Raw genomic sequence first — 24,719 nt, 5'->3', positions numbered from 1 at the left:
CGCTTTCGAGAGCGCTCTCAATTGCCAAGGAACGTAAAACTCCTGAAACCTCGGTGTCAAGAGAACTGACACGTACGGTAGTTGGCCGAGCGTGTAGACCTGCCCGTGTTCGAGACCTGACGGATCGACGAGAGGGCGGAGCGGCCTGGGTCGAAGTAATGAGCGCGCTCTCAGGTGTCCGAGCACTCTTGTGCGCTTTCGTCCCGCGCGGCGTCGCCGCCGCGGGACACTCCGGCGGGGACCGTCCGGCGACAGCACACCGCCCGCCCGTGGATCCGTACCACGGGCGGGCGGCGAGCGGTGGGGCGAGCGGGGCCGGTCAGGAGCGGTACGCCTCCAGCTCCGAGGCCTGGACGGCCGGCCAGGCCGTGTTGGCGGTGCCGGTGACCCGCAGGTACCGGGGGGCGGAGCCCGCCGGCAGGGTCACGGTCACCTTGTTGCCGCCGGCCGGGTCGAAGCGGTACTCCTTCGACGCGGTCAGCGTGGTGAAGGCGGATCCGTCGGCGCTGCCGAGGACCGCCAGGGTCTGGGTCCGCGCCTCCCAGGACGACGGCAGCCTGAGGACGACCCGGCCCACGCCGGCCGCTGCTCCCAGATCCACGGTCAGTGACTGGGGGAAGGACCGGTTGACGCTCTCCCAGTACGAGTTGGCGTCACCGTCGACGGCCTTCGCCGGTGCGTAGACGTCCGCGTAGCCGGTCGCGGTGACCGGCCTGCCCAGGGCGAGGTTCCGGCCCGGGTCCGGGGTCGGACCGGTCGGAGTCGGAGTGGGCGTCGGAGTCGGGGTGGGCGTTGGAGTCGGAGTGGGCGTCGGGGTGGGCGTGGTCCCGCCGCCGTGGTCGTAGTTCGCGGTGGGCCAGGGACCGCAGTACGTGGCCGGCAGCCTGGAGTTCCAGCCGGAGTTGCCGGCGCCCTGGGACAGGGCCAGCGAGGAGCCGAGGCAGCTGTACACGGGGTCGGTGAAGCCGATGTGTGTGGCGCGCACATTGGTCAGCGACAGCTGCGCCGGATCGTTGAACTGGAAGGCGAAGGTGCCCGTGCCGTCGATGTTCACGTTGTCGAAGCGCACGTTCTTCGTCGTCCCCGAGACGAAGTGGACAGCGGCGTAGGAGCTGTCCAGGATGTCCGTGTCGGTGACGTTGATCGTCGCCTTGTCGATGGGGCTGTTCCGGGCGTCGAACCAGACCGCGCCGATCGGGAAGGGCCAGCCGTAGTCGGTGTTCCCCGCCCGGATGGTGGTGTTGCGGGCGAGGGTGAAGGTGCCCTGGACGTCGGTGCCCTGACCGGGCGAGACCCCGGGGAACCGGTTGCCCACGTGCAGGGCGCCGCCGTTGGTGAGGCTCTCGGCGAGGACGTTGTCGGTGACCGAGATGTCCTTGCCGCCGTAGATCGCGATGTGGTTGGCGAGGATCGGGGCCACCACCGTGTTTCCGGTGAAGGCGCCGGCGGAGTCGGCCTTCGTGTCGGACCACATGGCGAGCCCGTCGTCGCCCAGGTTGCGCAGGAAGGTGTTCTCCACGGAAGAACGGGTCACGCCCCAGTGGAAGTTCACCCCGTCCGCGGTCTGGTCCAGGATGCGGCTGTCGCGGATGTGGAAGTTGTCCATCGGGCCGTCCATCCACGCCCCGACCTTGGTGTGCTGCAGCCACACGTTCTGGACGACGGAGTCGCTCATGGCGCCGCCGATCGCGTTGACCTGGTCCTCGTCCACGCGCTCGGTGATGTCGCCGATGAGGGCGAAGTCCTTGAGCGTGACGTTCCGGCTCGGCCCGCCGGCTTCGTACGGGCGGACACCGCCGCCGTATCCGCCACCGGAGGCGTACTTGCCGTAGATGCCCGCCGCGCGGGACCGGTCGGTGGGATGCCGGCCGCCCAGCACGCTGTACCAGGGTCCGGCGCCCCTCAGCGTGACCTGGTCGACCACCACGTGGTCGGTCAGCCTGAAGGTGCCCTGGGGGATCCACACCTCGCGCCCCTGGGCCTTCCCCGCGTCGACGGCCTGCTGGAAGGCGGAGGTGGAGTCCCCCGCGCCGCTCGCGTCGGCGCCGTAGTCGGTGACCGACAGGGAACCGGCCGGCCGGGTCACCGGGGCCGCGACCTGCTCGAAGTCGGCGAGGTCCACCACGGCCCACGGAGTGGCTGAGGTGGCGGGCAGGGTGATGCGGACCTTCGAGCCCGCGGCCAGCGTCCTGCCGAAGAGTGTCCTGGTCTCGTCGTAGAAGTGGTGCGGCTGGCTGCCCGGGGTGTTGGTGAACGGGTACGAGCCGTAGAACCAGCCGTACCGGGACGTGAAGTCGAGGTCCTTGAGCCTGGTCCCGTCCAGGGCGAGCGTCACCGGCGCGGTGAGGCCCGTACCCGCCGCGTTGTCCGGGACGGAGTAGCGCACCGTCATCGCGTTGGCCGGCTTGGTCAGGGTGAACTCGACGTACTCGCCCGGGGCGTCGAGCCGTACGGCGCGCCGCCCGGAGGCCTCGGAGGGAAGGGTGGTGTACGTACGGTCGGGGCCGATCAGCGAGCCACTGGTCGCGGCGGACTCCGCCTCCAGCTCGGTGAACGGCACCTGGGCCCCGCGCCCCGCCACCGCGAACGGTGAGAGTACGGGCGCCTCGGCCGCCACCGCGGACCCGGCGCCGCCCCCGGTGAGGGCGGCCGCCGTACCCAGGGCGACGGTGCAGGCGAGTGAGACCAGCAGAGCGGTCACGGACCGTCCGCCGGGCGCGGCTCTTGTCACGCTCATGATGCAGAACCTCCTGTGGGGGGACATCGGGACGGCGCCGCGGCACCCGCCCTCAGGCGAGCAGCCACACCGCCGTGTCCTGGGGGAGACGGCCCCGGTCGTCCAGGGGGCCGCCGGCGAGCAGGACATCCGTGTGGGCGGGGAGCCGGGCCGGCTCCGCCGCCAGGTTGACGACGCAGATCAGGTCCGGGCCGCGCCGGAAGGCGAGGACACCCTCCTCGGAGGGGAGCCAGGTCAGCGGCTCGCACCGGAAGGCCGCGGTGGTGCGCCGCAGCCGCAGCGCCTCGCGGTAGAGCGACAGCATCGAACCGGGGTCGGCGCTCTGGCGGTCCACCGCGTAGGCACCCCAGCCCTCGGGCTGCGGCAGCCACGGCTCCTCGCGCGAGCCGAAACCGCCGTACGGGGCGTCCGCGGTCCACGGCAGCGGCACCCGGCAGCCGTCCCGCCCCGGATCGGTGCCGCCCGAGCGGAAGTGCATCGGGTCCTGGATGCGGTCCAGGGGGATCTCCGCCTCGGGCAGGCCCAGCTCCTCACCCTGGTAGAGGTAGGCGGACCCCGGGAGCGCGAGCGTCAGCAGGGCGGCGGCCCGTGCCCGCCGCTCGCCCAGCACCAGGTCGGTGGGCGTGCCGAAGGCCTTGGTGGCGAAGTCGAAACCGGTGTCCTCGCGGCCGTACCGCGTGACCGTCCGGGTCACGTCGTGGTTGCACAGCACCCAGGTGGCGGGGGCGCCGACGGGCGCGTGTTCGGCGAGCGTGTCGTCGATGGTCCGCCGCAGCCGGTCCGGTTGCCAGGGGCAGGCCAGGAAGTTGAAGTTGAAGGCGGTGTGCAGCTCGTCCGGGCGCAGATAGCGGGCGAAGCGCTCCGAGTCCGGGAGCCAGACCTCGCCCACGAAGACACCCTGGTACTCGTCGGCGATGGCGCGCCACGACCGGTAGATGTCGTGCAACTCGTCCTGGTCGATGTACGGGTGGGGATCCACGCCCTCCACGAAGTCGGCCAGCGCCGGGTCCTTGGCGAGGAGCGCGGCGGAGTCGATCCGGACGCCGGCCACCCCGCGCTCGAACCAGAACCGCAGGATCTCCTCGTGCTCCCGGCGGACCGCCGGATGGGCCCAGTTGAGGTCGGGCTGCTCGGGGGTGAAGAGGTGGAGGTACCACTCGCCGTCCGGTACCCGCGTCCAGGTGCGCCCGGAGAACTGCGAGGGCCAGTCGTTGGGCGGCAGTTCGCCGTCCTCGCCCCGGCCGGGCCGGAAGTGGAAGAGCTCGCGCTCGGGACTGCCCGGGCCGGCCTCCAGGGCGGCCCGGAACCAGGCGTGCTGGTCCGACACGTGGTTGGGCACGATGTCGACGATCACCCGGATGCCGGACTCGCGGGCCTCGTGGATGAGCTTCTCCGCCTCGGCGAGCGTGCCGAAGGCCGGGTCGATGGTGCGGTAGTCGGCGACGTCGTACCCGCCGTCCACGAGCGGGGACACGTACCAGGGCGTGAACCAGAGTGCGTCCACGCCCAGTTCGGCGAGGTACGGCAGTCTCGACCGGACGCCCGCGAGGTCCCCGGTACCGTCCCCGTCACCGTCGGCGAAGCTGCGTGGGTACACCTGGTAGATGGCGGCACTGCGCCACCAGTCGTCGGTGCGTTCCGGAAGAGGGGCTGCCACGTGAGGGTCCTTTCGGGCAGGGTCCGCCGCCGGCCGGACGGCGGGGCACGGGGTCCGGGCCGGCGGCGGAGGCTTCATGGAGGTGGGCTGTCGGGAGGACGGGCGACGACGGCGCGCGTCGCCGGTGTGCGGGCCGGGCTCTCAGCCCTTGAGGCCGCCCGCGGTGAGGCCGCTCATGATGTTGCGCTGGAAGACGAGGAAGATGAGCAGCGTCGGCAGGGAGGCGATGGTCAGCGCGGCGATCAGCACGTTCTCCGGCACACCGTTGGAGAGCGAGTAGATGCCGACGTTCAGGGTCTGCATGGCCGGATCGGGCAGGGTGAGCATCGGCCAGAGGAAGTCCTTCCAGACCCCGACGACCGCGAAGATGGAGACCACCCCGAGGATCGGCCGCGAGATGGGCAGGACGATCGAGCGCAGGGTGCGCAGCGGGGAGGCCCCGTCCATCGACGCGGCGTCCAGCAGCTCCTTCGGGATGGAGTCGAAGAACCGCTTCAACAGGAAGATGTTGAAGGCGTTGGTCACCGAGGGGAGCCAGATCGCCCAGGGCGAGTTCAGCAGATTGCGCTCCACCAGCGGGACGTCTAGCACCGTGAGGTACTGCGGGACGACCAGCACCGTCGCCGGGATCATCAGCGTCGCCAGCATCATGCCGAGGATCGCCTTGCCGAAGAGGGGTCGCAGCCGGGAGAGGGAGTAGGCCGCCGCCACGTCCAGGACGAGCTGGAAGGCCAGCGCCCCGAACGCGTAGTACAGGGTGTTGAAGAGGAGGCGCGAGAGGTCCATCACCTCCCAGGCGCGCGAATAGTTGGCCGGGGTCGGCGTCGACGGGAAGAACGTCGGGGGTGACTGGACCGCCTCCTGCGTGGACTTGAGCCCGCCGGAGACCATCCAGTACAGCGGTCCGAGGAAGACCAGCGTGAAGAGGACGACCACGAGGCCGAAGACCACCCAGTAGACGGCCTTGCCCCGGGGCCGTGCCAGTTGGGCCGGCGAGATGAGCGTGCGTGTGGACATCGTTTCCCCCGGTCCTACTCGTCCTCGGCGCGGCTGAGCCTCACGTACACGGCCGACACTCCGGCGAGCAGTACGAGGAGGACCAGGCCGAGCGCCGCCGCGGCGCCGTAGTCGTTGAAGTTGAAGGCGTATTGGTAGATCAGGTACACGACCGTGGTCGTCGAACCCTCGGGGCCCGCGCCGCCGGTGAGCAGGAAGGGCTCGACGAACACCTGCATGGTCGCGATGACCTGCATGAGCAGCAGCAGCGAGAGGATGAGCCGGGTCTGCGGAACGGTGACGTGCCAGATCTTGCGCAGCAGCCCCGCACCGTCCAGTTCGGCGGCCTCGTACAGCTCGCCGGGGATGCCCTGGAGGGCGGCGAGGTAGATGAGGGTGGCGCCGCCCATGTTCATCCAGGTGGAGGCGACCACGACGGAGAGCATCGAGGTGCTGGGGTCCTGGAGCCACTGCTGGGCCGGAATCCCGAAGAAGTCGAGGAGCTGGTTGAGCAGGCCGTACCCGGGGTCGTAGAGGTACTTGAAGAGGAGTACCGAGGCGACCGGCGGGAGCATGACGGGCAGGTACACCAGGAGCCGCAGGTATCCCTGGGCGTGCCGGAACTCGTTGAGCACCACCGCGACCACGAACGGTACGGCGAAGCCGAGGACCAGGGCGAGCACGGTGAAGAGCAGGGTGTTGCGCCATGCCTGCCAGAACGCCGGGTCGTTGAAGACGGTACGCAGATTGTCCAGCCCGGCCCAGGTGGTCTGCCCGTCCTCGGTCTTCTGGAAGGCGAGCAGGAACTCCCGCACCATGGGGTACCAGGAGAAGAGGCCGAAGCAGATGACGGCCCCGATCAGGAAGCCGTGGGCGGTGAGGTTGCGGCGCAGGTGCTGGGCGAAGGCGCCGCCGGCGCGCTCGGTGCCCTCGCCGTGGTGCCGTGACGGGCGGGGCGTCTTCGCCGCAGCCTCGGGGATGGTGGGGGCCGACATCGTCGCCGCCTCCTCGGTGCAGAAGTGCCGGAACTCGGTCCGGGATCGGACGAGGCGCGGGGGCCGGCGGGACCGGCCCCCTTCGCCCGGTTACTGGTTGGCCAGGACCTGGTCGACCTGCTTCTCCGCGGTGGAGAGCAGCTTGTCGACGTCGGCGTCCTTGTTGGTGAGGAGGCCGGACATCACGTTGTCCAGGACCTTGTAGATCTCCTGGGCCTTCGGCGGCTCGGCCTTGCCCGCCACCGGGTTGTCCACGAAGGTCTTGAAGTTGGCGACCGGCATGGTGGCGAACCGGGTGCGCGCGGCGTCGTCCTCGGCCTTGGACCCGTTCAGCCAGAAGTTCGGCTGGGGAACGCCGACGGGCAGCTTGTCGGCCTTGGTGCGCTCCCAGTCGAACTGTCCCTTGCCGACGGTGAGGTTCTTGAAGTTGAGCCAGGCGACGGCGGCCTTTATCTTGTCGGCCGAAATCCCCTTCTTGATCATGTAGTTGTTGCCGCCGGCCAGGGTGTTCTTCTCGCCGGGGATCGGGCCCATGCCGAAGTTCTCGTAGGAGGCTCCGAGTTGCTGCACCATGTAGGCGATGTCGTCCGGCGCCGCGAGGAACATGCCGAGCTTGTCGGTGGCGATCTGCTTCTGCAGGTCGCCCCACTTCAGCAACTGCGTCTTGCCCATGCTGTCGTCCTGCCAGCGCATGGCCTTGATGTTCTCGGCGACCTGCTTGCCGAGCTCGTTGTTGAAGGCCGCCTTGGTGCCGCTCGCGTCGACGACCTCGCCGCCGATGCTGTACATCTGCGCGGTGAAGTGCCAGCCGCCCGTGTTGCCGGCGCTGTACTCGCCGAAGCCCGAGATGCCCTTGCCCAGCCCCGCGATCTTCTTCGCGGCGGCGCGGACCTCCTGCCAGGTGCGCGGCGGCGCGTCGGGGTCCAGGCCGGCCTGCTGGAAGAGCTTGCGGTTGACGAGCAGGCCCATGGTGTAGTTGCTGGTGGGCAGCCCGTACAACTTGCCGTCCTGCTTCAGCGAGTCGAGGACGTTCGGGTCGATGTCGGCCAGGGCGGGGACGCTCTTGTCGTTGACGTACGCGGTGATGTCCTCGGCGCCGTCGTTGTCGAGCACCTGCGGCAGGTCGGTGAAGTAGGTGTAGAACACGTCCGGCTGGGACTTCGCCTTCAGCATCGCCGTGAAGCGCGGAGGCTCCAGGCACTGGCCGGCGGTGGAGCGCCCCTCGACGGTGACGTTCGGGTAGGTCTTGTTGAACTCGGCGACGTCCTCCTTCCACTCCTTCAGTTCGGCCGCCTTCGCCGTGGGCGGCATGCAGTCGATGGTGATCGTCACCTTGGTCTTGGGGTCCAGCGGGGCGGCGGGGTCCGACGACCCACTTCCACTGCCCTTCGCCTGGTCACCGCTGCCGTCGTCGCTGCTGCTGCTCGTGCCACAGGCCGCGAGCGCGGTGAGCGCCAGCGCGGAGACAAGGGCGACCGCGCCTGCGCGGCTTCTACGGCGGTACGCGGCTCTACTCATGGGTGGTCCCCCTCGGGCGGGTACGTGGACGTCGCCCCACCGCCGATGCGTTGTGGGGCGCCGCACACTCAACCACCGGGAACAGAAGGGCGCAATATCTAGCGCCGATCTCGTAATTGTTTGACAGATGAATGAATGGTGGTGAGGCGGACGGTGGGTCGTCCGGACGGACGGCTGCGAAGCGCCGTCGGACGCGGTACGCAGAACGCCGCGGTTCCCAGCCCCGGGAGGGGGCGGGGAACCGCGGCGTCCGTGGTGCCTGGGCCGGCGCCGCTAGCGCGGAGCCTTGGCGGTCGAGCCGCGCACCACCAGCTCGGGCTCGAAGAGGAGTTCGCCGGGGTGTACCTCGCCGCCCCGGATCTGGGCGGTCAGCAGGTCGACGGCGGCCCGCCCCATGGCCTCGATGGGCTGGCGCACGGTCGTCAGGGGCGGCTCCGTGCAGTTCATGAAGGCGGAGTCGTCGTAGCCGACCACCGACACCCCGTCCGGCACGGCGATCCCGCGCCGGCGCGCCGCCCGCACCGCGCCGAGGGCGAGCGGGTCGCTGGCGCAGATGATGCCCGTGGCGCCCCGGTCCAGCAGCCGCGCGGCGGCCGCCTGTCCGCCCTCCAGAGAGAACATGGTCCGCTCGACGAACTCCGGCGCCAGCTCACCCCCGTTGGCCCGTGCCAGCGCCTGGGCGGCCGCCAGCTTGCGCCGCGAGGGGATGTGGTCGGCCGGCCCCAGTACCAGGCCGATCGTCCCGTGTCCCAGCGACGTCAGATGGCGCCAGGCCTGCTCCACGGCCACGCCGTCGTCGCAGGAGATGCAGGGAAAATCGAGGTTCTCTATGGGGGCGTTGATCAGCACCACCGGAATCCTGCGCTCCGCGAGGCGCCGGTAGTGCTCGTGCTCCGCGTCCGCCTGGGCGAAGAGTCCGCCGGCGAAGACCACCCCGGAGACCTGCTGCTGGAGCAGGAGGTCCACGTAGTCGGCCTCGGAGACGCCCCCCTTGGTCTGCGTGCAGAGGACGGGCGTGAGGCCCTGCTGGGCCAGCGCCCCGCCGATGACCTCCGCGAAGGCCGGGAAGATCGGGTTCTGGAGTTCGGGCAGGACGAGCCCCACCAGCCGCGCCCGTTCGCCGCGGAGCTGGGTCGGCCGCTCGTAGCCCAGGACGTCCAGGGCGGTGAGCACCGACTGCCGGGTCGCCTGGGAGACTCCGGGCTTGCCGTTGAGGACCCGGCTGACCGTGGCCTCGCTGACCCCCACCTTCTGTGCCACCTGAGCAAGTCTTCGCGTCATGGACGCAAGACTAACGCAAGCTGCGCAAGCAGCTTGCGTCAGTGGTGGAGGCCGTCGTGGAGGCCGTCGCGGCGGGGCGGCCTCCGCCCCGCCGCGCCCCCTGGGATCCTCCCTACGGATTCACGTTGATCTTGAAGGTGGAGGTGGTGTTCCGGATGTCCACCGCGTTGTTCGAGAACCGCAGGCCGTTGAAGGTGACCTCACCGACCGCGGGCCCCTGCCCGGATTCCGGGAGCTCGTTCGCCCAGAGCCCGAAGCCGGACTTCGCGTCGAACGCGTCCCCGCTCTTGCGGGCTCCCGAGATCGACACGTCGGTGAAGACCGTGTCCTTGATCGGGAACTGCGGCTGACCACCCACGTAGTTCGTCTGGAACATCACCCCGCTGTAGGTCGGGTCCACGATGTCCACGTGGCTGACCCTGATGCCCTGGAACACCTTCGAGGCGGAGAACACCCAGATGGCCGGGAAGGTCTGCGACCCCCAGAAGTGGCCACCGGTCCGGACCAGGGAGATGTTCTCCAGAGCGGTGGGCCCGGTGCCGAAACCGTTCATCGGGTACCCGAAGTCCAGCGAGGAGATGGTGATGCCCGCGTAGACGAGGGTGTCCGCGATCCGGAGGTTGCGGAAGGTGTTGTCGTAGCCGCCGTACACCGCGACGCCCGCGGCCCGCCAGGTGAGGAGCGACGTCAGGTTCTCGAAGACGTTGTTCTTCATGTCCGCCCCGCCGGCGTCGATCGCGGAGAAGAGCGCGAAGCTGTCGTCACCGGTGGCCCGGGCCTCGTTGTTGGAGACCAGGTTGTCGGTGGAACCGTTGGTCATGTTGATGCCGTCGGCGAACATGTCCCGGATGCGGGAGTTCTTGATGGTCATCCGGTCCGTGTTGGCGCCCCAGTACAGGCACACCATGTGCTCGACCCACACGTCGTCGATCACGATGTCCGAGACGCCCGCGAAGTCGAACACCTTGCCCGGACCGTCGATCCGCGAGGTGTAGTTGCCGAAGTAGGCGAACCCCGCGAACGACGACCCCTTCGCGGTCGCGTCCGCACGGAATCCGACGTCGGTGTTCTCCTGCCCGGCCGGCGCCTGGAACCTCGCGAACCACGGACCCGCGCCGACGACCTTCACCGCCTTCCCGTACACCTGGAACTTGGACGAGGTCTGGTAGTCGCCCGCCGGCAGGTAGACGCCGACCAGCTTCCCGGTGGTGTCCATCCGCACCCGGTCCAGAGCGTTCTGGACGTCCTGATGGGAGAATCCGGCGGGCACCGCGTACGCCGCCGGGTCGGGGTTGGCGACGGCCGTCGCCTGCTCCAGGCTCACGAAGTCGATCGCGTAGGTGGAGGTGTTGGCGGCGTCCTTCTGCAGCCGGATCCTGGCTCCGGCCGGAACGGTCTCGCCGAGCAGGAGGTGCGCCTCGTCGTAGATGTGCCGGGGCGCGCCCGCCGAGGGGGAGTTGCCGGGGCCCGCCTCGGCGCCGTACAGCCAGGCGTACCGGGAGGTCAGCGGGAACGCCTTCTTCAGGACACCGTTGACGTAGACGTCGATCGTGGAGTCGATGCCACCGCCGCCCGGGGCGTCCGGGAGGGAGAACCGGGTCACCAGGGTGTTGGTGGCCGCACGGGTGGTGAACTCGACGTACTCACCGGTCGCGTCCAGGTTCACGGCCTTGCGGCCGGAGGCCTCGCCGGCGATGTCGCCCACCGTGCGGTTGGGACCGACCACCTGCGCGCCGCCGCCCGCCGTGGCGTCCTCCGCCTCGTACATGTCGTACGGCATGTCGGCACCGCGCCCGACGAAGAGCGGCTGGGTGGAGACGTTGTTCGTCCGCTTCACCGGCAGTTCGTTGGCGTCGTCGGCGAGCGTCACCCTCACCGTGAACGAGCCGTCGGCTGCCGTCCACGGGCCGAGCCTCACCGGCGCCGCGGTCGCTCCGGCCGCGATGGTGCCGGTGAACGCGCCCGTCAGGGTCTTCACGGTCGCGTTGGCGGAGTCGACCACGGCGAGGGTCACCCCGTGGCTCCCGCCCGCCGAGGCGACCGATCCCTGATTCTTGATCGCCACGTCGAAGGTCACCGCGTCACCGGCCGAAGGGCTGGAGGGCGAGGTGTTCACCGCGGCGACCAGGTCGGAGCTGGCGACCGGCTTCACCACGAGGGGATCGGTCCGGTTGTAGGTGTTGTTGGTCTCGTTCTGCTCGATGACCTGGCCCGCCGGGTCCACGACCGCGCCCAGCGGGTAACTCCCCGCCTCACGCGTACCGACGGAGGCGCTGACGGTGGTCTGCGCGCCGGCGGCCAGGGCGCCGAGGGACGCGGTGGCCGCCTTGGACCCCCCGAGGAGCAGATCCACCTTGGTGGCGGGCGACGCGACCGCGCCGGTGTTGCGCACGGTCGCGCCGAGGGTGATCGTGTCCGACTCCACCGGCGCGGACGGCGAGGCCGTCACCCCGGTGACTTCGAGATCCGGGTTCGGCGCCGGCACCCCGATGACCTGGAACTCGGCCACCTGCCCGGCCGACGAGCCCGAGTTGGCGGTGAACTTCAGCTGCACGTCCGCGACACGGCCGGACACGGGCACGGTGACGCTGTTCCCGCTCGCCGGGGAGAACGCGTAACTCCTCGCGGCCACCAGGGTGGTGAAGGAGGTCGCGCTCTGCTCCCGGCCGAGCACCTCGACGGTCTGGTTCCGTGCCGACCACGCGCTGTCCGGATTGAGCTTCAGCACCAGGGAGCTGAGGTCGGCGTTGGAACCGAGCTTCACCGTCAGGGTGCCGGGGTAGCTTCCCTCCGCACCTTCCCAGTACGTCGTCACGTCGTTGTCGTTGGCGTTCGTCGCGACGTAGGTGTGCACCACCGAGGACGCGCTGATCGGCTTGGAGACCGCGAGGTTGGATCCCGCGGTTCCCGACCCGTTCCGCGTCACGGAGTTGCTCGCGGTGGACTGGTTGCCGGCCGCGTCCTTCGCCCGGACCACGTAGGTGACCGTCGCGGAGGCGGGCTGCGTGTCGGTGTAGGTGGTCACCGAGCCGCCCACGCTGCCCCGCAGGGTGTTGTTGGCGTAGACGTCGTACCCGGTGACCCCGGTGTTGTCGGCCGAGGCGTTCCAGACCAGCTTGACCTGGCCGCTCGCCGGCTCGCTGAGCGCCAGCCCGGAGGGGGCCGTCGGCGCCGTGGTGTCCCCGGTGCCTGCCTGCCGGGTGACGGTGTTGCTGTTGCCCGACTGGTTCCCGGCCGCGTCCTTGGCCCGTACGTAGTACGAGACGGTCTGGTTGGCGGGCCGGTTGTCGGTGAAGGTGGTCACCCCGCCCGCGACGCTGGTCAGCAGGGCGTTGTTGGCGTAGACGTCGTAGCCGGTGACCCCCGTGTTGTCGGTCGAGGCGTTCCAGGACAGCCTGATCTGACCGCTCGCGGGCTCGGTGAGGACGAGGCCGGCCGGCGCGGACGGTGCCTGCGTGTCACCCGTGTCGGGGCCGTAGACCTCGAACTCGGACAGCTGCGCGCCGGGTTGCACGCTGTTCGCGGTGAACAGGGCGCGGACGTAACGGGTGGTGGTCGCGTCGAACGAGAGCGCCGCCGACTGGCCGCCCGCCGCGTCGAAGGCGTACGCCCGGGAGGCGGTCAGGTCGGTGAAGGCCGTGCCGTTCGCGCTCCCCTGGATCTTCAGCGTCTGGCTGCGCGGCCCCCAGCTGTCCGGCAGCCGCAGGACGACCCGGTTCACCTGGACCGCGGAGCCGAGGTCCGCCTGGATCCACTGCGGGAAGGCGTTGTTGGCGCTCTCCCAGTAGGTGGACCGGTTCCCGTCGTTGGCGTTGGACGCCGGATAGACGTCGGTGTGGCTGCTCTCCGTCAGGGTGCGTCCGCTCGCCAGGTTCACCGAGGACTCACCGGCGAGCTTCACCTCCAGCTCGGAGAGCTGGGCGGCGTCGGCGACGGAGTTGTCCGTGACGGCGATCCTCACGTAACGCGCTCGGGTGGCCGGGTAGTTCACGGTAACCGCGTTGGCCCGCCCGGGACTGAAGGTGTAGGTCGCGGAGGTCTTCAGCGTGGTGAAGGAGGTGCCGTCGGCGCTGCCCTGGACGGCGAGGGTCTGCGTGCGGCTCGCCCATCCGGCGGGGAGCTTGAGGACCACGCCGTCCGTCCGGACGGTGGAGCCCAGGTCGGTCTGCACCCACTGGGGGAGTTCGCCTCCCGAACTCTGCCAGTAGGTGCTCTGGTCGCCGTCGGTGACACCACCGGCGGCGTTCTTCGTCTGCGCACTGCTCGCCCTGGCCTGCGGGCCCGAGGCCGCGCCGGGCCCGGACGCCGCAGCGGCGGTCAGCGCGGGCCATCCGACGGTCAGCAGGCTGGTGACGACCATTGCGGAGAGACCGCGCGCTCTCCAGCGTTTCGCTCTCATGGATCCCCGATCCTCGGCCTCGCGCCCTGACGGCGGCGAGGCGCGGCTCAGTCGATGTGGCAGGGAGGATTAGATTTATGCGTAGTGCACTACGTCGTTTGCGAGGAGCGGTCAGAGAGTTGCAGATATCTGGAGGCTCGTCTACCGGTCCCGCACGCGTCAATTACCGTGCCGACGCGCCGGGAAAGAGCGATACGGCGGCGGAACAGGGGCTTTCGCGCGTGCTGTCAGAAAATGCAAGTTCTCCGCAAGCGATGGAAGCCAGTTGCGTTTTTGCGCAAGACTCCAGGCGGGAGCGGCGAGAAGAGGCGGGCCGGGCGGGAAGGCCGTGCGGAGCGCGTATGCCCCGGACCGCGCGAACGGGCGCGGGGGTCCGGGGCATGCGGGGCGGCGCGGGGACGGTCCCGAGGGGCCGCGGCCCCGGGCGCGGGGTGTCAGGGTGCGGGGCGTCGGCGTGCGGGGCTCACCAGTCGTGGACGGTGCCGTCCTGGAGGCGGTTGACCGGCAGATAGGCGCGCGCGTACGGGTGGGCGGCGGCCAGTTCCTCGTCGAGCTCCACACCGATCCCCGGGGCCTCGCCCGGGTGCAGGTGCCCGTCGGTGAACGTGTAGGCGTGCCGGAACACCTCTTCGGTGAGCGCCGAGTGCCCGGAGTACTCCTGGATGCCGAAGTTGTGCACGGCGAGATCGAGGTGGACCGCCGCCGCCATGCCGACCGGGGAGATGTCCTCGGGGCCGTGCATCGCGCTCTTGATCTGGTACTGCGCGGCGAAGTCGAAGAGCTTCCGCAGCGGGGTGACCCCGCCGAAGTGCGTGACGGCCGACCGCGCGTAGTCGATCAGCCGCTCGGTGATCAGGCTCTGGTAGTCGTGGAAGGAATTGAACACCTCGCCGACGGCGAGCGGGGTGGTCGTGTGGTGGCGTATCAGACGGAAGGCGTCCTGGTTCTCGGCCGGTGTGCAGTCCTCCAGCCAGAACGGGCGGTACGGCTCCAGGTCCTTGCCGAGCCGCGCCGCCTGGATCGGGGTGAGCCGGTGGTGCGCGTCGTGCAGCAGCGGCAGTTCGTCGCCGAACTCCGCGCGTACCGCCTCGAAGACGGCCGGGACGTGCCGCAGGTAGGCATCGGTGTCCCAGTCCTCCACCAGCGGCCTGGCGCCCTGGTGGAGTACGGCAGCCCCGTGCTCGTCGGTGGTGTGCACCCCGTACACCGCCTTCAGCCCGGGGACGCCGGTCTGGATGCGGACGGCTTGGTATCCCTCGGCGAGGCGGGCCCGGACGGAGTCGAGGAGTTCCGGGACTCCGGCGCCGTTGGCGTGGCCGTAGGCGCGGACCCGGTCACGGCTCGCGCCGCCGAGGAGCTGGTAGAGCGGGAGACCCGCCGCCTTGGCCTTGATGTCCCAGAGCGCCACGTCGACGGCGGCCAGCGCGGCCATGGTGACGGGACCGCGGCGCCAGTAGGCACCGCGGTACAGGTACTGCCAGGTGTCCTCGATGCGGTGCGGGTCGAGCCCGACGAGCAGCGGCAGTACGTGGTCGTCGAGGTAGCTGACGACGGCGAGTTCCCTGCCGTTGAGCGTGGCGTCGCCGAGCCCGGTGAGCCCTTCGTCGGTCGTCAGCTTCAGCGTGACGAAGTTGCGGCCGGGACTGGTGACGACCAACTTCGCGTCGACGATCTTCATGCGCGTGTTCTCTCCGGTGCTGGGCAGGGTGGTGCGGCGCGGGGGCGGCCCGGGGCCGGGTCCGGCCATCCCGTGGGCATGGTCGGACCCGGCTCCGGGGAGGGCCGGTCCCCGCGCTATTGCATCAGCCCCGTCACCGGCGCTCCGCCCTGCCCTCCCTCCATGGCACCGTCCGCCCCCGAGCGCGGTGGCCGGGCCTCCGCCGGCTCCGCCACCGCGCGGCGGCTCACCCCGTGTACTGCGCGAAGACGCGGGTGTAGTCCCACGCCTGCTGGCTGACGTTCGAGCACGTGTCCGCCCCGCCCCCGGTGCACGGCCGGTCGCGGTTGACCGACCAGAAGGTCAGTCGTGCCAGGTGGTGCTGCTGGGCGTAGGCGAGGATGGCGCGGAAGTCGTCCACCGTCACCGTCTCGTTGTCGTCGGTGACTCCGTTCATCGACGAGATGCCGATCGACCGGTACGTCTGGTCGTCGGAGTACCCGTAGGCGCTCTTCACCGCGTTCTTCAGGCCCTCGGCCGCCCTGGTGGTGAGGGTGCCCATGTTCTGGCCGGCGCCGCCGAAGTCGAACGGCATGATCGTCCAGCTGTCGACGGTCAGCCCCGAGGAAGCGGCCCGGTTGATCAGCGACGCGTCGGGACCGCTCTGGCCCGTACCGAAGGTGACGTACACCTTGATGCCCGGGTTGTTGGCCCGGACGGTCTTCAGGGCGTCGACCGTGCGCTGCTGCACGGTCGCGTTGCTGTAGGCGTCCGCCTCGATGTCGATGTCGATCGCCTTGAGGCCGTACGCGTTGATGACCTTCTGGTACGCGGCGGCCAGCTCACCGGCGCTGGAGCAGGAACTCTCCAGCTTGTTGCCGCTCCAGCCGCCGAACGAGGGGATGACGTCGCCACCCGCCGCGCGCACGGTGTTGATCGTCTGCTGGTCGACGCCGCCGGCCAGCGCCCGCGAGCCGTCCCACTGCGGGTTGCAGTAGCCGTTGCTGAGGACGAACGCCAGGGTGAACCACTTCACCCCGGTCGCGTTCATCACGGTCGTCGGACTCGGCGGACTGCCCCACCCGTTGTAGAGGTAGGGGGCCACGGCCATGGTCCCGCCGGGTGCGGGCGTGCCACCGCCCGAGGGCGCCGTCCACTTCTGGTTGGCGGTGCCGGAGCAGGTCCAGAGCTGGAGCCGGGTGCCGTTGGCGGAGGAGTTGCCGGTGGCGTCGACGCACTTGTTCGACTGGATGCCGACGATGTCCTTGGCCGCGGGGACCGCCCATTTCTGGGCGGCGGTTCCGTTGCAGTCCCAGAGTTGGAGCGGGGTGCCGTCGGCGGTGGCGGCGTCCTTGGCGTCCAGGCACTTGCCCAGTGCCCGGATGGTGCCGTCGGAGTTGACGCTCCACTGCTGGGCGGCGGAGCCGTTGCAGTCGTAGAGCTGGACCGCGGTTCCGTTGGCGGTCGCGGCACCCGCCACGTCCACGCACTTGCCGCCGATGCCGGTGATCGCGCCGGTGGCGGTGGCCGCCGCCTGCGCGGTGGCGGGCAGCGAGACGAGGGTGGCGCCCGCCGCGAGGAGGAGCGCCGCGGGCAGCGCCAGGAACGGGAGCCCGCGGCGGCGGATCGCGGAGGGAGCGCTCACGCGGCGTTCACCGTCCACTTCTGGTTGGCGGTGCCGGAGCAGGTCCAGAGTTGGAGCCGGGTGCCGTTGGCGGAGGAGTTGCCGGTGGCGTCGACGCACTTGTTCGACTGGATGCCGACGATGTCCTTGGCCGCGGGGACCGCCCATTTCTGGGCGGCGGTTCCGTTGCAGTCCCAGAGTTGGAGCGGGGTGCCGTCGGCGGTGGCGGCGTCCTTGGCGTCCAGGCACTTGCCCAGTGCCCGGATGGTGCCGTCGGAGTTGACGGCCCACTTCTGCGCGGCGGAGCCGTTGCAGTCGTAGAGCTGGACCGCGGTTCCGTTGGCGGTCGCGGCACCCGCCACGTCCACGCACTTGCCGCCGATGCCGGTGATCGAACCGCCGGTGGCCGGCGGCACGGTGCCGCCGTCACCGGTCGTGACGCGGACGTAGTCGACGACGAGCTGGCCGGGGAACGGGGTGGAGCCGTCGGGGTCGCCGGGCCAGTAGCCGCCGACCGCCAGGTTCAGGATGACGAAGAAGGGCTTGTTGAAGACCCAGCTGTTGCCGCCCAGGTCGGCGGGGGTGCGCTTCTGGTAGACGTTCCCGTCGACGGTCCAGGTGATGGAGTTGGGGGCCCAGTCGACCGCGAAGGTGTGGAAGGCGTCGGCGAACGCCTGGCCGCCCGGCAGGGAGTAGCCCGCGCCGATGCCCGCCGCGCCGGAGTAGCCGGGGCCGTGAAGGGTGCCGTGCACGGTGCCCGGCTCGAAGCCGACGTTCTCCATGATGTCGATCTCGCCGCTGTTGGGCCAGCCGACGCTGCCGATGTCCGTGCCGAGCATCCAGAACGCCGGCCAGATGCCCTGCCCGCGCGGGATCTTCATCCGGGTCTCGACGTGGCCGTACGTCGAGGAGAACTTGCCGGAGGTGTTCAGCCGCGCGGAGGTGTACTGGCACGTGCCGTACCAGCACTGGTAGTTGGCCGGGTTCTCCTTGCGGGCGGTGATGACCAGATTGCCCTGGCCGTCCAGCTTGGCGTTGTTCGCCCCCGCCGTGTAGTACTGCCGCTCGTGGTTGCTGACGTTGTCGCCGGTCTCGGTCTGCCACTTGCTCGTGTCCGGCCCGGACCCGGCAGCGCCGTTGAAGTCGTCGGAGAAGGTGGTGGTCGCCGCGGCGGCGGTGGCGCCGCTCTCCGCGGGCGCGGGCGCCGCACCGGCCGGAGCTGCCATGAGCAGTCCGGAACAGCAGAGCAGGGAGGCGACGTACAGCGCCAGTCGGCGCCTGGTGGGGGTTCGCACGGTCATCACATCACTTCGCGTGGGGGGAATCTGTCATGGGCATGACAGATGGCAGCGTGAACCGGCACCCGAGGGGCGATGCCGCTGGTTAATTCACTACTTGATTTAAGTGAGGGGGCGAGAGGCAGTCAAGGTGCTGGTACGGACCTTCTGACGACTTCCGCCGTCGGATTCCCGGATGACCCGTTCACCTCTTGAACGAGCGACGGACGCACCCGCCGGTATCCGGCCGTACCGGGCCGGACGGAGGGGGTGGGTGGCGGCCGGGGCGTCGACTCCGCCCCGGCCGAACGACGGTGCGGCGACGACACGGCGGCGACGTGCGGCGGCGGTGCGGCGCCGAGACGGTCTGGAAATCGGTCATCCGTACGAGGCGTCATACCAGAGCGGGACGAATGGCGGGCAAGTTCGACAACTGGCGCTCGCCCCCGTCGCGTCGGCGACTACCGTGTGTGCTCGGTGATCGACGATGGGCTCATGTTCTTCGAGTCCGGCCCACCGATCCCCCACCTGACCGACCCCCTTTGGTGCCACCGCATGGACGATTCCGGGTGCCCCACGTACCGAGGACGCTGATGTCTCAACTTCGCGCACCAGACGCGCGACCGGATCGCCGGGAGAGCGGGCGGCACGGCCGCCCCGCGGGCCGTTCCCATTCCGCCGCCGCCAGGCCGCGTGCCGCGCAGGCGCGTGTCGCACCGCCGGCACCGGAGGTGCGGATGCGCCCCCAGATGCTGCGTGCCGCACTGCTGCCGACGGTGGCCGCCCTCCTGAGCGGTGCCGCCGCCGTCATCTTCACCGTGCGGGCCTCCGGGGTGCGTCCCTCCGGCAGCCTGCTGGCAGCCCTCTCGGGCTCGGCGGCGCTGGCCGTGGCGGCCGTCGCGGCGGCGTGCATCGGCGCCCACCGCGTCTCGTCCGGGGTGCTCGACCGGACCCAGGCACTCCGCCGTCTCAGTGCCCGGGGCCACGCCGACCTGCAGCGGACGCTGGAGCAGCTGCGCGCGGGCGAACAACTGCCCGCCCGCCGGGCTCCGCACCCCGCCCCACCGGAAGCGGACGCCTTCGACCTGCTCGGCCAGGAGATCACGCGCGCCCAGGAGGCCGCCGTCGCCGCCATGGCGCAGGCGTCCCAGCTCTTCAACAGCGCGGGCAACGAACAGAAGGTGGAGGTCTTCGTCAACCTCGCGCGCCGCCTGCAATCCCTGGTGCACCGTGAAATCCAGATTCTCGACGAACTCGAACACGAGGTGGAGGATCCCGACCTCCTCAAGGGCCTCTTCCACGTGGACCACCTCGCGACCCGCATCCGTCGCCACGCCGAGAACCTCGCCGTGCTCGGCGGGGCGGTGTCCCGTCGCCAGTGGTCCAATCCGGTCACCCTCACCGAGGTGCTGCGCTCCGCCATCGCGGAGGTGGAGCAGTACTCGCGCGTCAAGCTGGTCCCGCCGATCGAAGGCACCCTGCGCGGGCACGCGGTCGCCGACGTGATCCACCTGGTGGCCGAACTCGTCGAGAACGCCACCGTGTTCTCCGCCCCGCACACGCAGGTGCTGCTGCGCGTCCAGCCCGTCACGGCGGGCTTCGCACTGGAGGTGGAGGACCGGGGCCTGGGCATGCCGGTCCAGGAGCAGAGCAGGATGAACGCCCTGCTGGCCGACCCCGACCAGGTCAACGTCGCCCACCTGCTCCAGGACGGCCGCATCGGGCTCTTCGTCGTCTCCGCGCTCGCCCGCCGCCACGGCATCGCGGTCCGGCTGGAGAGCAACATCTACGGGGGTACGCAGGCCGTCCTGGTCCTCCCGCAGGTGCTCCTCGGCGCCGAGAGCGACACCACCACCCCGCCGGAAGGCGTCCCGGTACCCCCTCCCGGCGCCGTACACCGTCCGCCCGCCCAGGACACCGACCCCGCGGCCCGGCCGGCGGGGGCGATTCCGCAGGCACCGCCCGCCCCCGTCCTGCCCGGCTCCCCGGACCGGGCACCGCAGCGGGCGCGGGAAGGACTCCGACCCGTGGAGCAGGTCCGGCCCCACGCCCCGCACCCCTCGCCGCACGACCAGCTGCCGCCCGCGGCGGACCGCGTCCCGCCCGCACAGGGACGGCCCCCCTCGGCGGGCGAGCCGACGGTCCGACCGCTCGGCACCGCCGGTACCCCGGGGGGCACCGTCTCCCCGCAGCCGCCGCGCCAGATCCGGCGGGAAGCCCAGGGCCCCCCGCTGCCGCAGCGCACCGCGGAGCGGCCCGGGACCCAGGGATCCCCTCCCGCACCCGCCGTACACGACGTTCCGGCCGCCTACCCCGACCAGCAGCCCGCGTCCCCGGCACGTCCCGAACTGCCCCGGCGCACCAACCAGGAGAACCTGGTGCCGCAGTTGCGCCAGGCCCCGGTGCGCCGCGTCGCCGACGAGCACGCGGTGCACGACCCGGGTCTGGTCGCCGCGTTCCGGCGCGGTATCGACCTCGCCGAGGCCCGGTCGGCGCAGGACACCGAACCGCCGGTCGCCGGGAGCGGTGGCCATCCCCCCACCCCCGGCCCGTCGTCCGCTCCGGCCCCGTCCTCCGGACCCGGCGCGTCCTCACCCGACACGGCCCAGGGCCTCCCGCCGGGTGCCGCCACCGTCCCGCCCGGAGTCGCCCCGTACGCCGTGCCGGCCGTACAGCCGGGCCGGCGGGTCGCCCCGCTGCCCGTCCGCGCGCCGGCCGCACCGTCCGAAAGGGGGGTCCCGGGTCGCCCCGACCCCCGCCACGAGAACACGTACAAGGAGTAGATGCCCCATGGCGAGCGAAATGACGTCCGGTCAGGTCGCCGACCTGGACTGGCTGCTGAGCGGACTCGTCCAGCGCGTTCCGTACACGCGCAGCGCCGTCCTGCTCTCCGCGGACGGACTGGTGAAGTCGGTCCACGGCATGGACTCCGACAGCGCCGACCACATGGCCGCCCTCGCGGCGGGGCTCTACTCGCTGGGCCGCAGCGCCGGGGCCAGGTTCGGGGACAACGGGGACGTGCGGCAGGTGGTCGTCGAACTCGACTCGACCCTGCTCTTCGTCTCCACCGCCGGGTCCGGCACCTGTCTCGCGGTCCTCGCCGGCCGTGAGGCGGACGCGGCGGTCCTCGGCTACGAGATGACCATGCTGGTCAAGAGCGTGCGACCGTATCTGGCCACCCCGGCCCGGCACCTGGCGGGGACACAGTTCACCCCGGGTCTGTGAGGGTGCGGGCCCAGGAGGGGCCGCTGCTCGACGAAGCGGCCGGCCGGCTGGTCCGTCCGTACACCGTCAGCAGCGGCCGGACCCGGCCGACGACCGAACTCGACCTGCTCTCCCTGGTCATGGCGACGGGCAGGAAGCCGCAGGCCCACCTGGGCCACGAACACACCGTGACGCTCGGGCTCTGCGAGGGCCCCACCTCCGTCGCCGAAGTCGCCGCGCACCTGCGGCTGCCCGCGACGGTCGCGAAGGTCCTCGTCTCCGACCTGGTCGACTGCGGGGCCGTCACCGCGCACGCTCCCGCCTTCCAGGACATGCCCACCGACCGAACCCTGCTGGAGGCAGTGCTCGATGGCCTACGACGACAACTCTGACAGCGCCGCCCGCCCCGCACCCTTCCCCGTGGCCCTCAAGGTCCTGGTCGCGGGTGGGTTCGGGGTCGGCAAGACGACGTTCGTGGGCGCCGTCAGCGAGATCGCCCCGTTGAGCACGGAGGAGCTGCTGACCCAGATCAGCGTGGGGACGGACAACCTCGAAGGGATCGAGTCGAAGCGGTCCACCACGGTGGCCATGGACTTCGGCCGGATCACCCTGGACGACCAGCACGTCCTCTACCTCTTCGGCACTCCCGGCCAGGAGCGCTTCTGGTTCATGTGGGACGAGCTCTCCCGGGGAGCCCTGGGCGCGGTGGTCCTCGCCGACACCCGCCGCCTCGAAGAGTGCTTCGCGGCCGTCGACTTCTTCGAGCGGCGCGGCATCGGCTTCATCGTCGCCGTCAACGAGTTCGACGGTGCCTACCGCTACGCGCCCGACGAGGTGCGGGCCGCACTGGACCTCCCGCCCGCGGTCCCGGTCGTCCTGTGCGACGCCCGGATCGCCAGCTCCGGCACGGGCGCGCTGGTGACCCTCCTCCAGCACCTCATCAACGCCACCGCCGCGCCCGCCCCGCTCCAGACGTACGGGGCACACCCGTGACGGGCAGACCGCTGCTCACGCCGGTCGACCACGGCGGTGCTGCCCGGGGCGCGCGGTTGCGCCGGCTCGGCCTCGGTGAGCGGGCGGACACGACGTTCGACAACTTCGACGCCTTCGCGGACCGGGTCGCCGCCGTGACCGACAGCCCCTTCTCGATGGTCAACTTCATCGACGAGAACCGTCAGTTCTTCGCCGGTCTGCACACCCCAGGAGGCTGCGAGGGAGGGGGTGACCTCGGGGCCGCGGCCGCGCACGACCACCGGAGCGACCGCTACATGGCCCGCGACCACGGTTACTGCCCGCACGTCCTGGTCCGGCGCAAGGCCCTGGTGCTGGACGACGTCTGCGACTACCCGCGCTTCGCCGGCAACCCGGTCGTGGACGGCATAGGGATCCGTTCCTACCTCGGGGCGCCGCTCATCGACGGGACGGGCGTCGCTCTCGGTACCGTCTGCGCGGTGGACACCGTCCCCCGGCCGTGGGGGCGAGCCGGGCTCGTCACGATCAAGGCGCTCGCCCAGGAGCTGGTCGGCCACATCGACCGCCGGGAGCTGCCCCGCCGTTGAGGAGGACGACGGAGGCCGCCCGGTGCGGAGGCGTTCCCTCAGCCGCGGCTCAGCCGTTCAGAAAGGGGGAGATGCGGCTCCGCAGCCCCGCGGCGTCCAGGCCGTGCGCCGCGAGGTGCTCGTCCATCCGGCCGTAGCGGCGGAGTTCGGCGCGGCCCACTCCCAGCCCCAGCACCCGGTGCGGCAGGTCGAGCAGGGCTTCGGTGGCCGCCGCCGTGGAGGTCCCGGCGAGGTACGGCTCCACGAGCACCACATCGGCGCTCTTCGCGGCGGTTCCGGTCGCTCCGGCGGGGAGGGCGCCCACCGCGCGACGCAGGCCGGCGGAGTCGAAGGGCCGCACCGTGGTCGCGTACAGCACGGTCGTGTCCAGGCCCTCCGTCGCGGTGAGGACCTCGTCGAGCATCGGACCGACCGCGACGACGACACCCCGGGAGCCCTCGCGCACCGTGCGGAAGCCGCAGCCGTCCACCGGCAGGGCCCGGCGGTTGGTCTGCAGGGAGAGCCGCAGGTAGACCCGGTCGTCCGCGGCGGCGGCCCGCCGCAGCAGCGCCTCCGCCTCGTCCGGGTGACCGGGGACGTGGACGCTCCAGCCGTCGAGCGTGTCCATCAGCGCCACGTCGCCGGGTGACATGTGGGTGAACCCGCCGGCGGGGGAGTCGTACGACCCTCCGGCGCTCACCAGCACCCCGGCCACGCCCTGGTGCCCGAAGTCCAGCTTGATCTGCTCGAAGGGGCGCTCGACCAGGAAGCTCGCGAACGTGTGCACGATCGGCCGCATCCCGGTCAGGGCCGTACCGGCGCCCGCACCGATGAGCAACTGCTCGCGGATGCCGACGTTGATCACCCGGTCCGGATGGCTCCGCTCGGCTTCTTCGAAGCCGTCACGGCTGATCTCCGCCAGCAGGAGGGCGAGGCGTGGGTCGTTGTCCAGGAGTTCGGTGGTCGTGGCGATGAAGCGTTCGCGCATGGTGTCCACGGGGTTCCTTCCGTCCGCCGCTGAGGGGCGTGTGCCGAGGGGGTGGGGGAGGGGGCGCGGCGCGCCACGGTCGTACGGGGTGGGGAGGCGGTCACCGCTTCGGCGCGGTCCGGGCGACCACGGCGTGCGGACGTCCGGGGTGCGGGGCGGTGAAGGCGGCGTGCAGGGCCTCGTGGTCCCGGCCGTCCACGCTCGCCACCGACCATCCGGCGGTCTCGAAGCGCGCCTCGATCCCGCCGGGCCGGCCGTACGTTGCGGACGCGTTGTCGACGACCACCGTGTGCAGCCGCTCCAGTCCTGCCGGCCCGGCGAAGGCGAGCGCCTCGTGGTTGCTGCCCTCGTCCAGCTCGGCGTCCCCGACGAGCACCCAGACCGCGGGGCCGGTGCGGCCCTGGGCCCGCAGTCCGAGGGCGGTGCCGACCGCGAGAGGAAGGCCGTGTCCCAGCGACCCGCTGCCGATCTCGGCGCCCGGCACCCGCAGCCGGTCGGGGTGGTGGCCCAGGGGCGAATCGAAGGCGCCGAAGCCGGTGAGCAGCTCCTGCGGGAAGAAGCCGCGGGCGGCGAGCACCGCGTAGTACGCCATCGGCCCGTGGCCCTTGGAGAGCAGGAACCTGTCCCGCTCCGGGTCGTCCGCGGTCGCGGGTCGGACCCGCAGCACCCGGTCGTAGAGCACCCACAGCACGTCCAGGGTGGAGGTGGCGGCGGGTCCGTGCTTCTCGTCGCCGGTCATGAGGCCCATCAGGCGGTTCAGGTCGGCGTAGTCGTGGGTGCGGTGGGTGGTTCGGGTGGAGTGGGTCACGTCGATCATCGTTCAACCTCAATCAAGGTCGAGGTCAAGC

At 71.0% G+C, this 24,719-nt stretch carries 17 protein-coding genes; 5 read left to right on the top strand and 12 right to left on the bottom strand.

What is annotated here, in order from left to right; all coding sequences use genetic code 11:
* Positions 1 to 319 precede the first annotated feature (319 nt).
* From PZB77_RS02875 to PZB77_RS02830, 10 genes are all read right to left on the bottom strand, one after another.
* A complete protein-coding gene (locus PZB77_RS02875; RefSeq protein ID WP_275490922.1) occupies positions 320 to 2,737 on the bottom strand; it encodes a discoidin domain-containing protein in 2,418 nt (805 codons plus the stop codon).
* Positions 2,738 to 2,789: 52 nt separating this feature from the next.
* Entirely contained in the window at positions 2,790 to 4,394 is a 1,605-nt protein-coding gene (locus PZB77_RS02870) for a glycoside hydrolase family 13 protein (RefSeq protein ID WP_275490921.1), read from the bottom strand.
* Between the two features lie 141 nt (positions 4,395 to 4,535).
* Entirely contained in the window at positions 4,536 to 5,411 is an 876-nt protein-coding gene (locus PZB77_RS02865; protein WP_275490920.1) for a carbohydrate ABC transporter permease, read from the bottom strand.
* A gap of 14 nt (positions 5,412 to 5,425) precedes the next feature.
* Positions 5,426 to 6,385 carry a sugar ABC transporter permease gene (locus tag PZB77_RS02860; RefSeq protein ID WP_275490919.1) on the bottom strand — a complete coding sequence of 320 codons (960 nt, stop codon included), beginning with the start codon at positions 6,383 to 6,385 and terminating at the stop codon, positions 5,426 to 5,428.
* 90 nt (positions 6,386 to 6,475) lie between these two features.
* Positions 6,476 to 7,903 (bottom strand): extracellular solute-binding protein, encoded by a 1,428-nt coding sequence (locus PZB77_RS02855; RefSeq protein ID WP_275490918.1) that lies wholly within the window; start codon positions 7,901 to 7,903, stop codon positions 6,476 to 6,478.
* Positions 7,904 to 8,176: 273 nt separating this feature from the next.
* On the bottom strand, positions 8,177 to 9,184 hold the full coding sequence (locus PZB77_RS02850) for a LacI family DNA-binding transcriptional regulator (RefSeq protein WP_275490917.1): 1,008 nt from the start codon (positions 9,182 to 9,184) through the stop codon (positions 8,177 to 8,179).
* A 112-nt stretch (positions 9,185 to 9,296) separates the two neighbouring features.
* A complete protein-coding gene (locus PZB77_RS02845; RefSeq protein WP_275490916.1) occupies positions 9,297 to 13,583 on the bottom strand; it encodes a discoidin domain-containing protein in 4,287 nt (1,428 codons plus the stop codon).
* Positions 13,584 to 14,046: 463 nt separating this feature from the next.
* Positions 14,047 to 15,261, bottom strand: a complete 1,215-nt coding sequence (manD, locus tag PZB77_RS02840; protein WP_275490915.1) for a D-mannonate dehydratase ManD — start codon at positions 15,259 to 15,261, stop codon at positions 14,047 to 14,049.
* A gap of 226 nt (positions 15,262 to 15,487) precedes the next feature.
* The gene (locus tag PZB77_RS02835) at positions 15,488 to 16,885 is read right to left on the bottom strand and encodes a ricin-type beta-trefoil lectin domain protein (protein ID WP_275490914.1); all 1,398 of its coding nucleotides are present in this window, start codon (positions 16,883 to 16,885) and stop codon (positions 15,488 to 15,490) included.
* Complete coding sequence (locus tag PZB77_RS02830; protein ID WP_275490913.1) at positions 16,882 to 18,165, bottom strand: family 16 glycosylhydrolase; 1,284 nt, start codon at positions 18,163 to 18,165, stop codon at positions 16,882 to 16,884. The genes PZB77_RS02835 and PZB77_RS02830 overlap by 4 nt, the downstream gene beginning before the upstream one ends.
* A 569-nt stretch (positions 18,166 to 18,734) precedes the next feature.
* On the opposite strand from PZB77_RS02830, the gene PZB77_RS02825 reads away from it, so the two are divergent.
* The 5 genes from PZB77_RS02825 to PZB77_RS02805 are packed head-to-tail and all read left to right on the top strand — an operon-like array spanning position 18,735 to position 22,904.
* Positions 18,735 to 20,924 (top strand): ATP-binding protein, encoded by a 2,190-nt coding sequence (locus PZB77_RS02825; RefSeq protein ID WP_275490912.1) that lies wholly within the window; start codon positions 18,735 to 18,737, stop codon positions 20,922 to 20,924.
* 7 nt (positions 20,925 to 20,931) lie between these two features.
* The gene (locus tag PZB77_RS02820; RefSeq protein WP_275490911.1) at positions 20,932 to 21,366 is read left to right on the top strand and encodes a roadblock/LC7 domain-containing protein; all 435 of its coding nucleotides are present in this window, start codon (positions 20,932 to 20,934) and stop codon (positions 21,364 to 21,366) included.
* Positions 21,363 to 21,737, top strand: coding sequence for a DUF742 domain-containing protein (locus PZB77_RS02815; RefSeq protein ID WP_275490910.1), 375 nt, complete (start codon positions 21,363 to 21,365; stop codon positions 21,735 to 21,737). Before PZB77_RS02820 ends, PZB77_RS02815 begins: the two co-directional genes overlap by 4 nt.
* Positions 21,715 to 22,338 carry an ATP/GTP-binding protein gene (locus PZB77_RS02810; RefSeq protein WP_275490909.1) on the top strand — a complete coding sequence of 208 codons (624 nt, stop codon included), beginning with the start codon at positions 21,715 to 21,717 and terminating at the stop codon, positions 22,336 to 22,338. The genes PZB77_RS02815 and PZB77_RS02810 overlap by 23 nt, the downstream gene beginning before the upstream one ends.
* Positions 22,335 to 22,904 carry a GAF domain-containing protein gene (locus PZB77_RS02805; protein WP_275490908.1) on the top strand — a complete coding sequence of 190 codons (570 nt, stop codon included), beginning with the start codon at positions 22,335 to 22,337 and terminating at the stop codon, positions 22,902 to 22,904. The genes PZB77_RS02810 and PZB77_RS02805 overlap by 4 nt, the downstream gene beginning before the upstream one ends.
* Positions 22,905 to 22,953: 49 nt before the next feature.
* Here the strand turns inward: PZB77_RS02805 and PZB77_RS02800 are convergent, their stop codons facing one another.
* Entirely contained in the window at positions 22,954 to 23,880 is a 927-nt protein-coding gene (locus PZB77_RS02800; RefSeq protein ID WP_275490907.1) for a transketolase, read from the bottom strand.
* Between the two features lie 91 nt (positions 23,881 to 23,971).
* Positions 23,972 to 24,688, bottom strand: coding sequence for a transketolase (locus PZB77_RS02795; RefSeq protein WP_275490906.1), 717 nt, complete (start codon positions 24,686 to 24,688; stop codon positions 23,972 to 23,974).
* Positions 24,689 to 24,719 lie beyond the last annotated feature (31 nt).

It is taken from the genome of Streptomyces sp. AM 2-1-1 (assembly GCF_029167645.1).
Classification (GTDB): domain Bacteria; phylum Actinomycetota; class Actinomycetes; order Streptomycetales; family Streptomycetaceae; genus Streptomyces.
The sequence above is the reverse complement of the archived record's forward strand: the minus strand, read 5'-3'. Positions and strand labels throughout refer to the sequence as shown.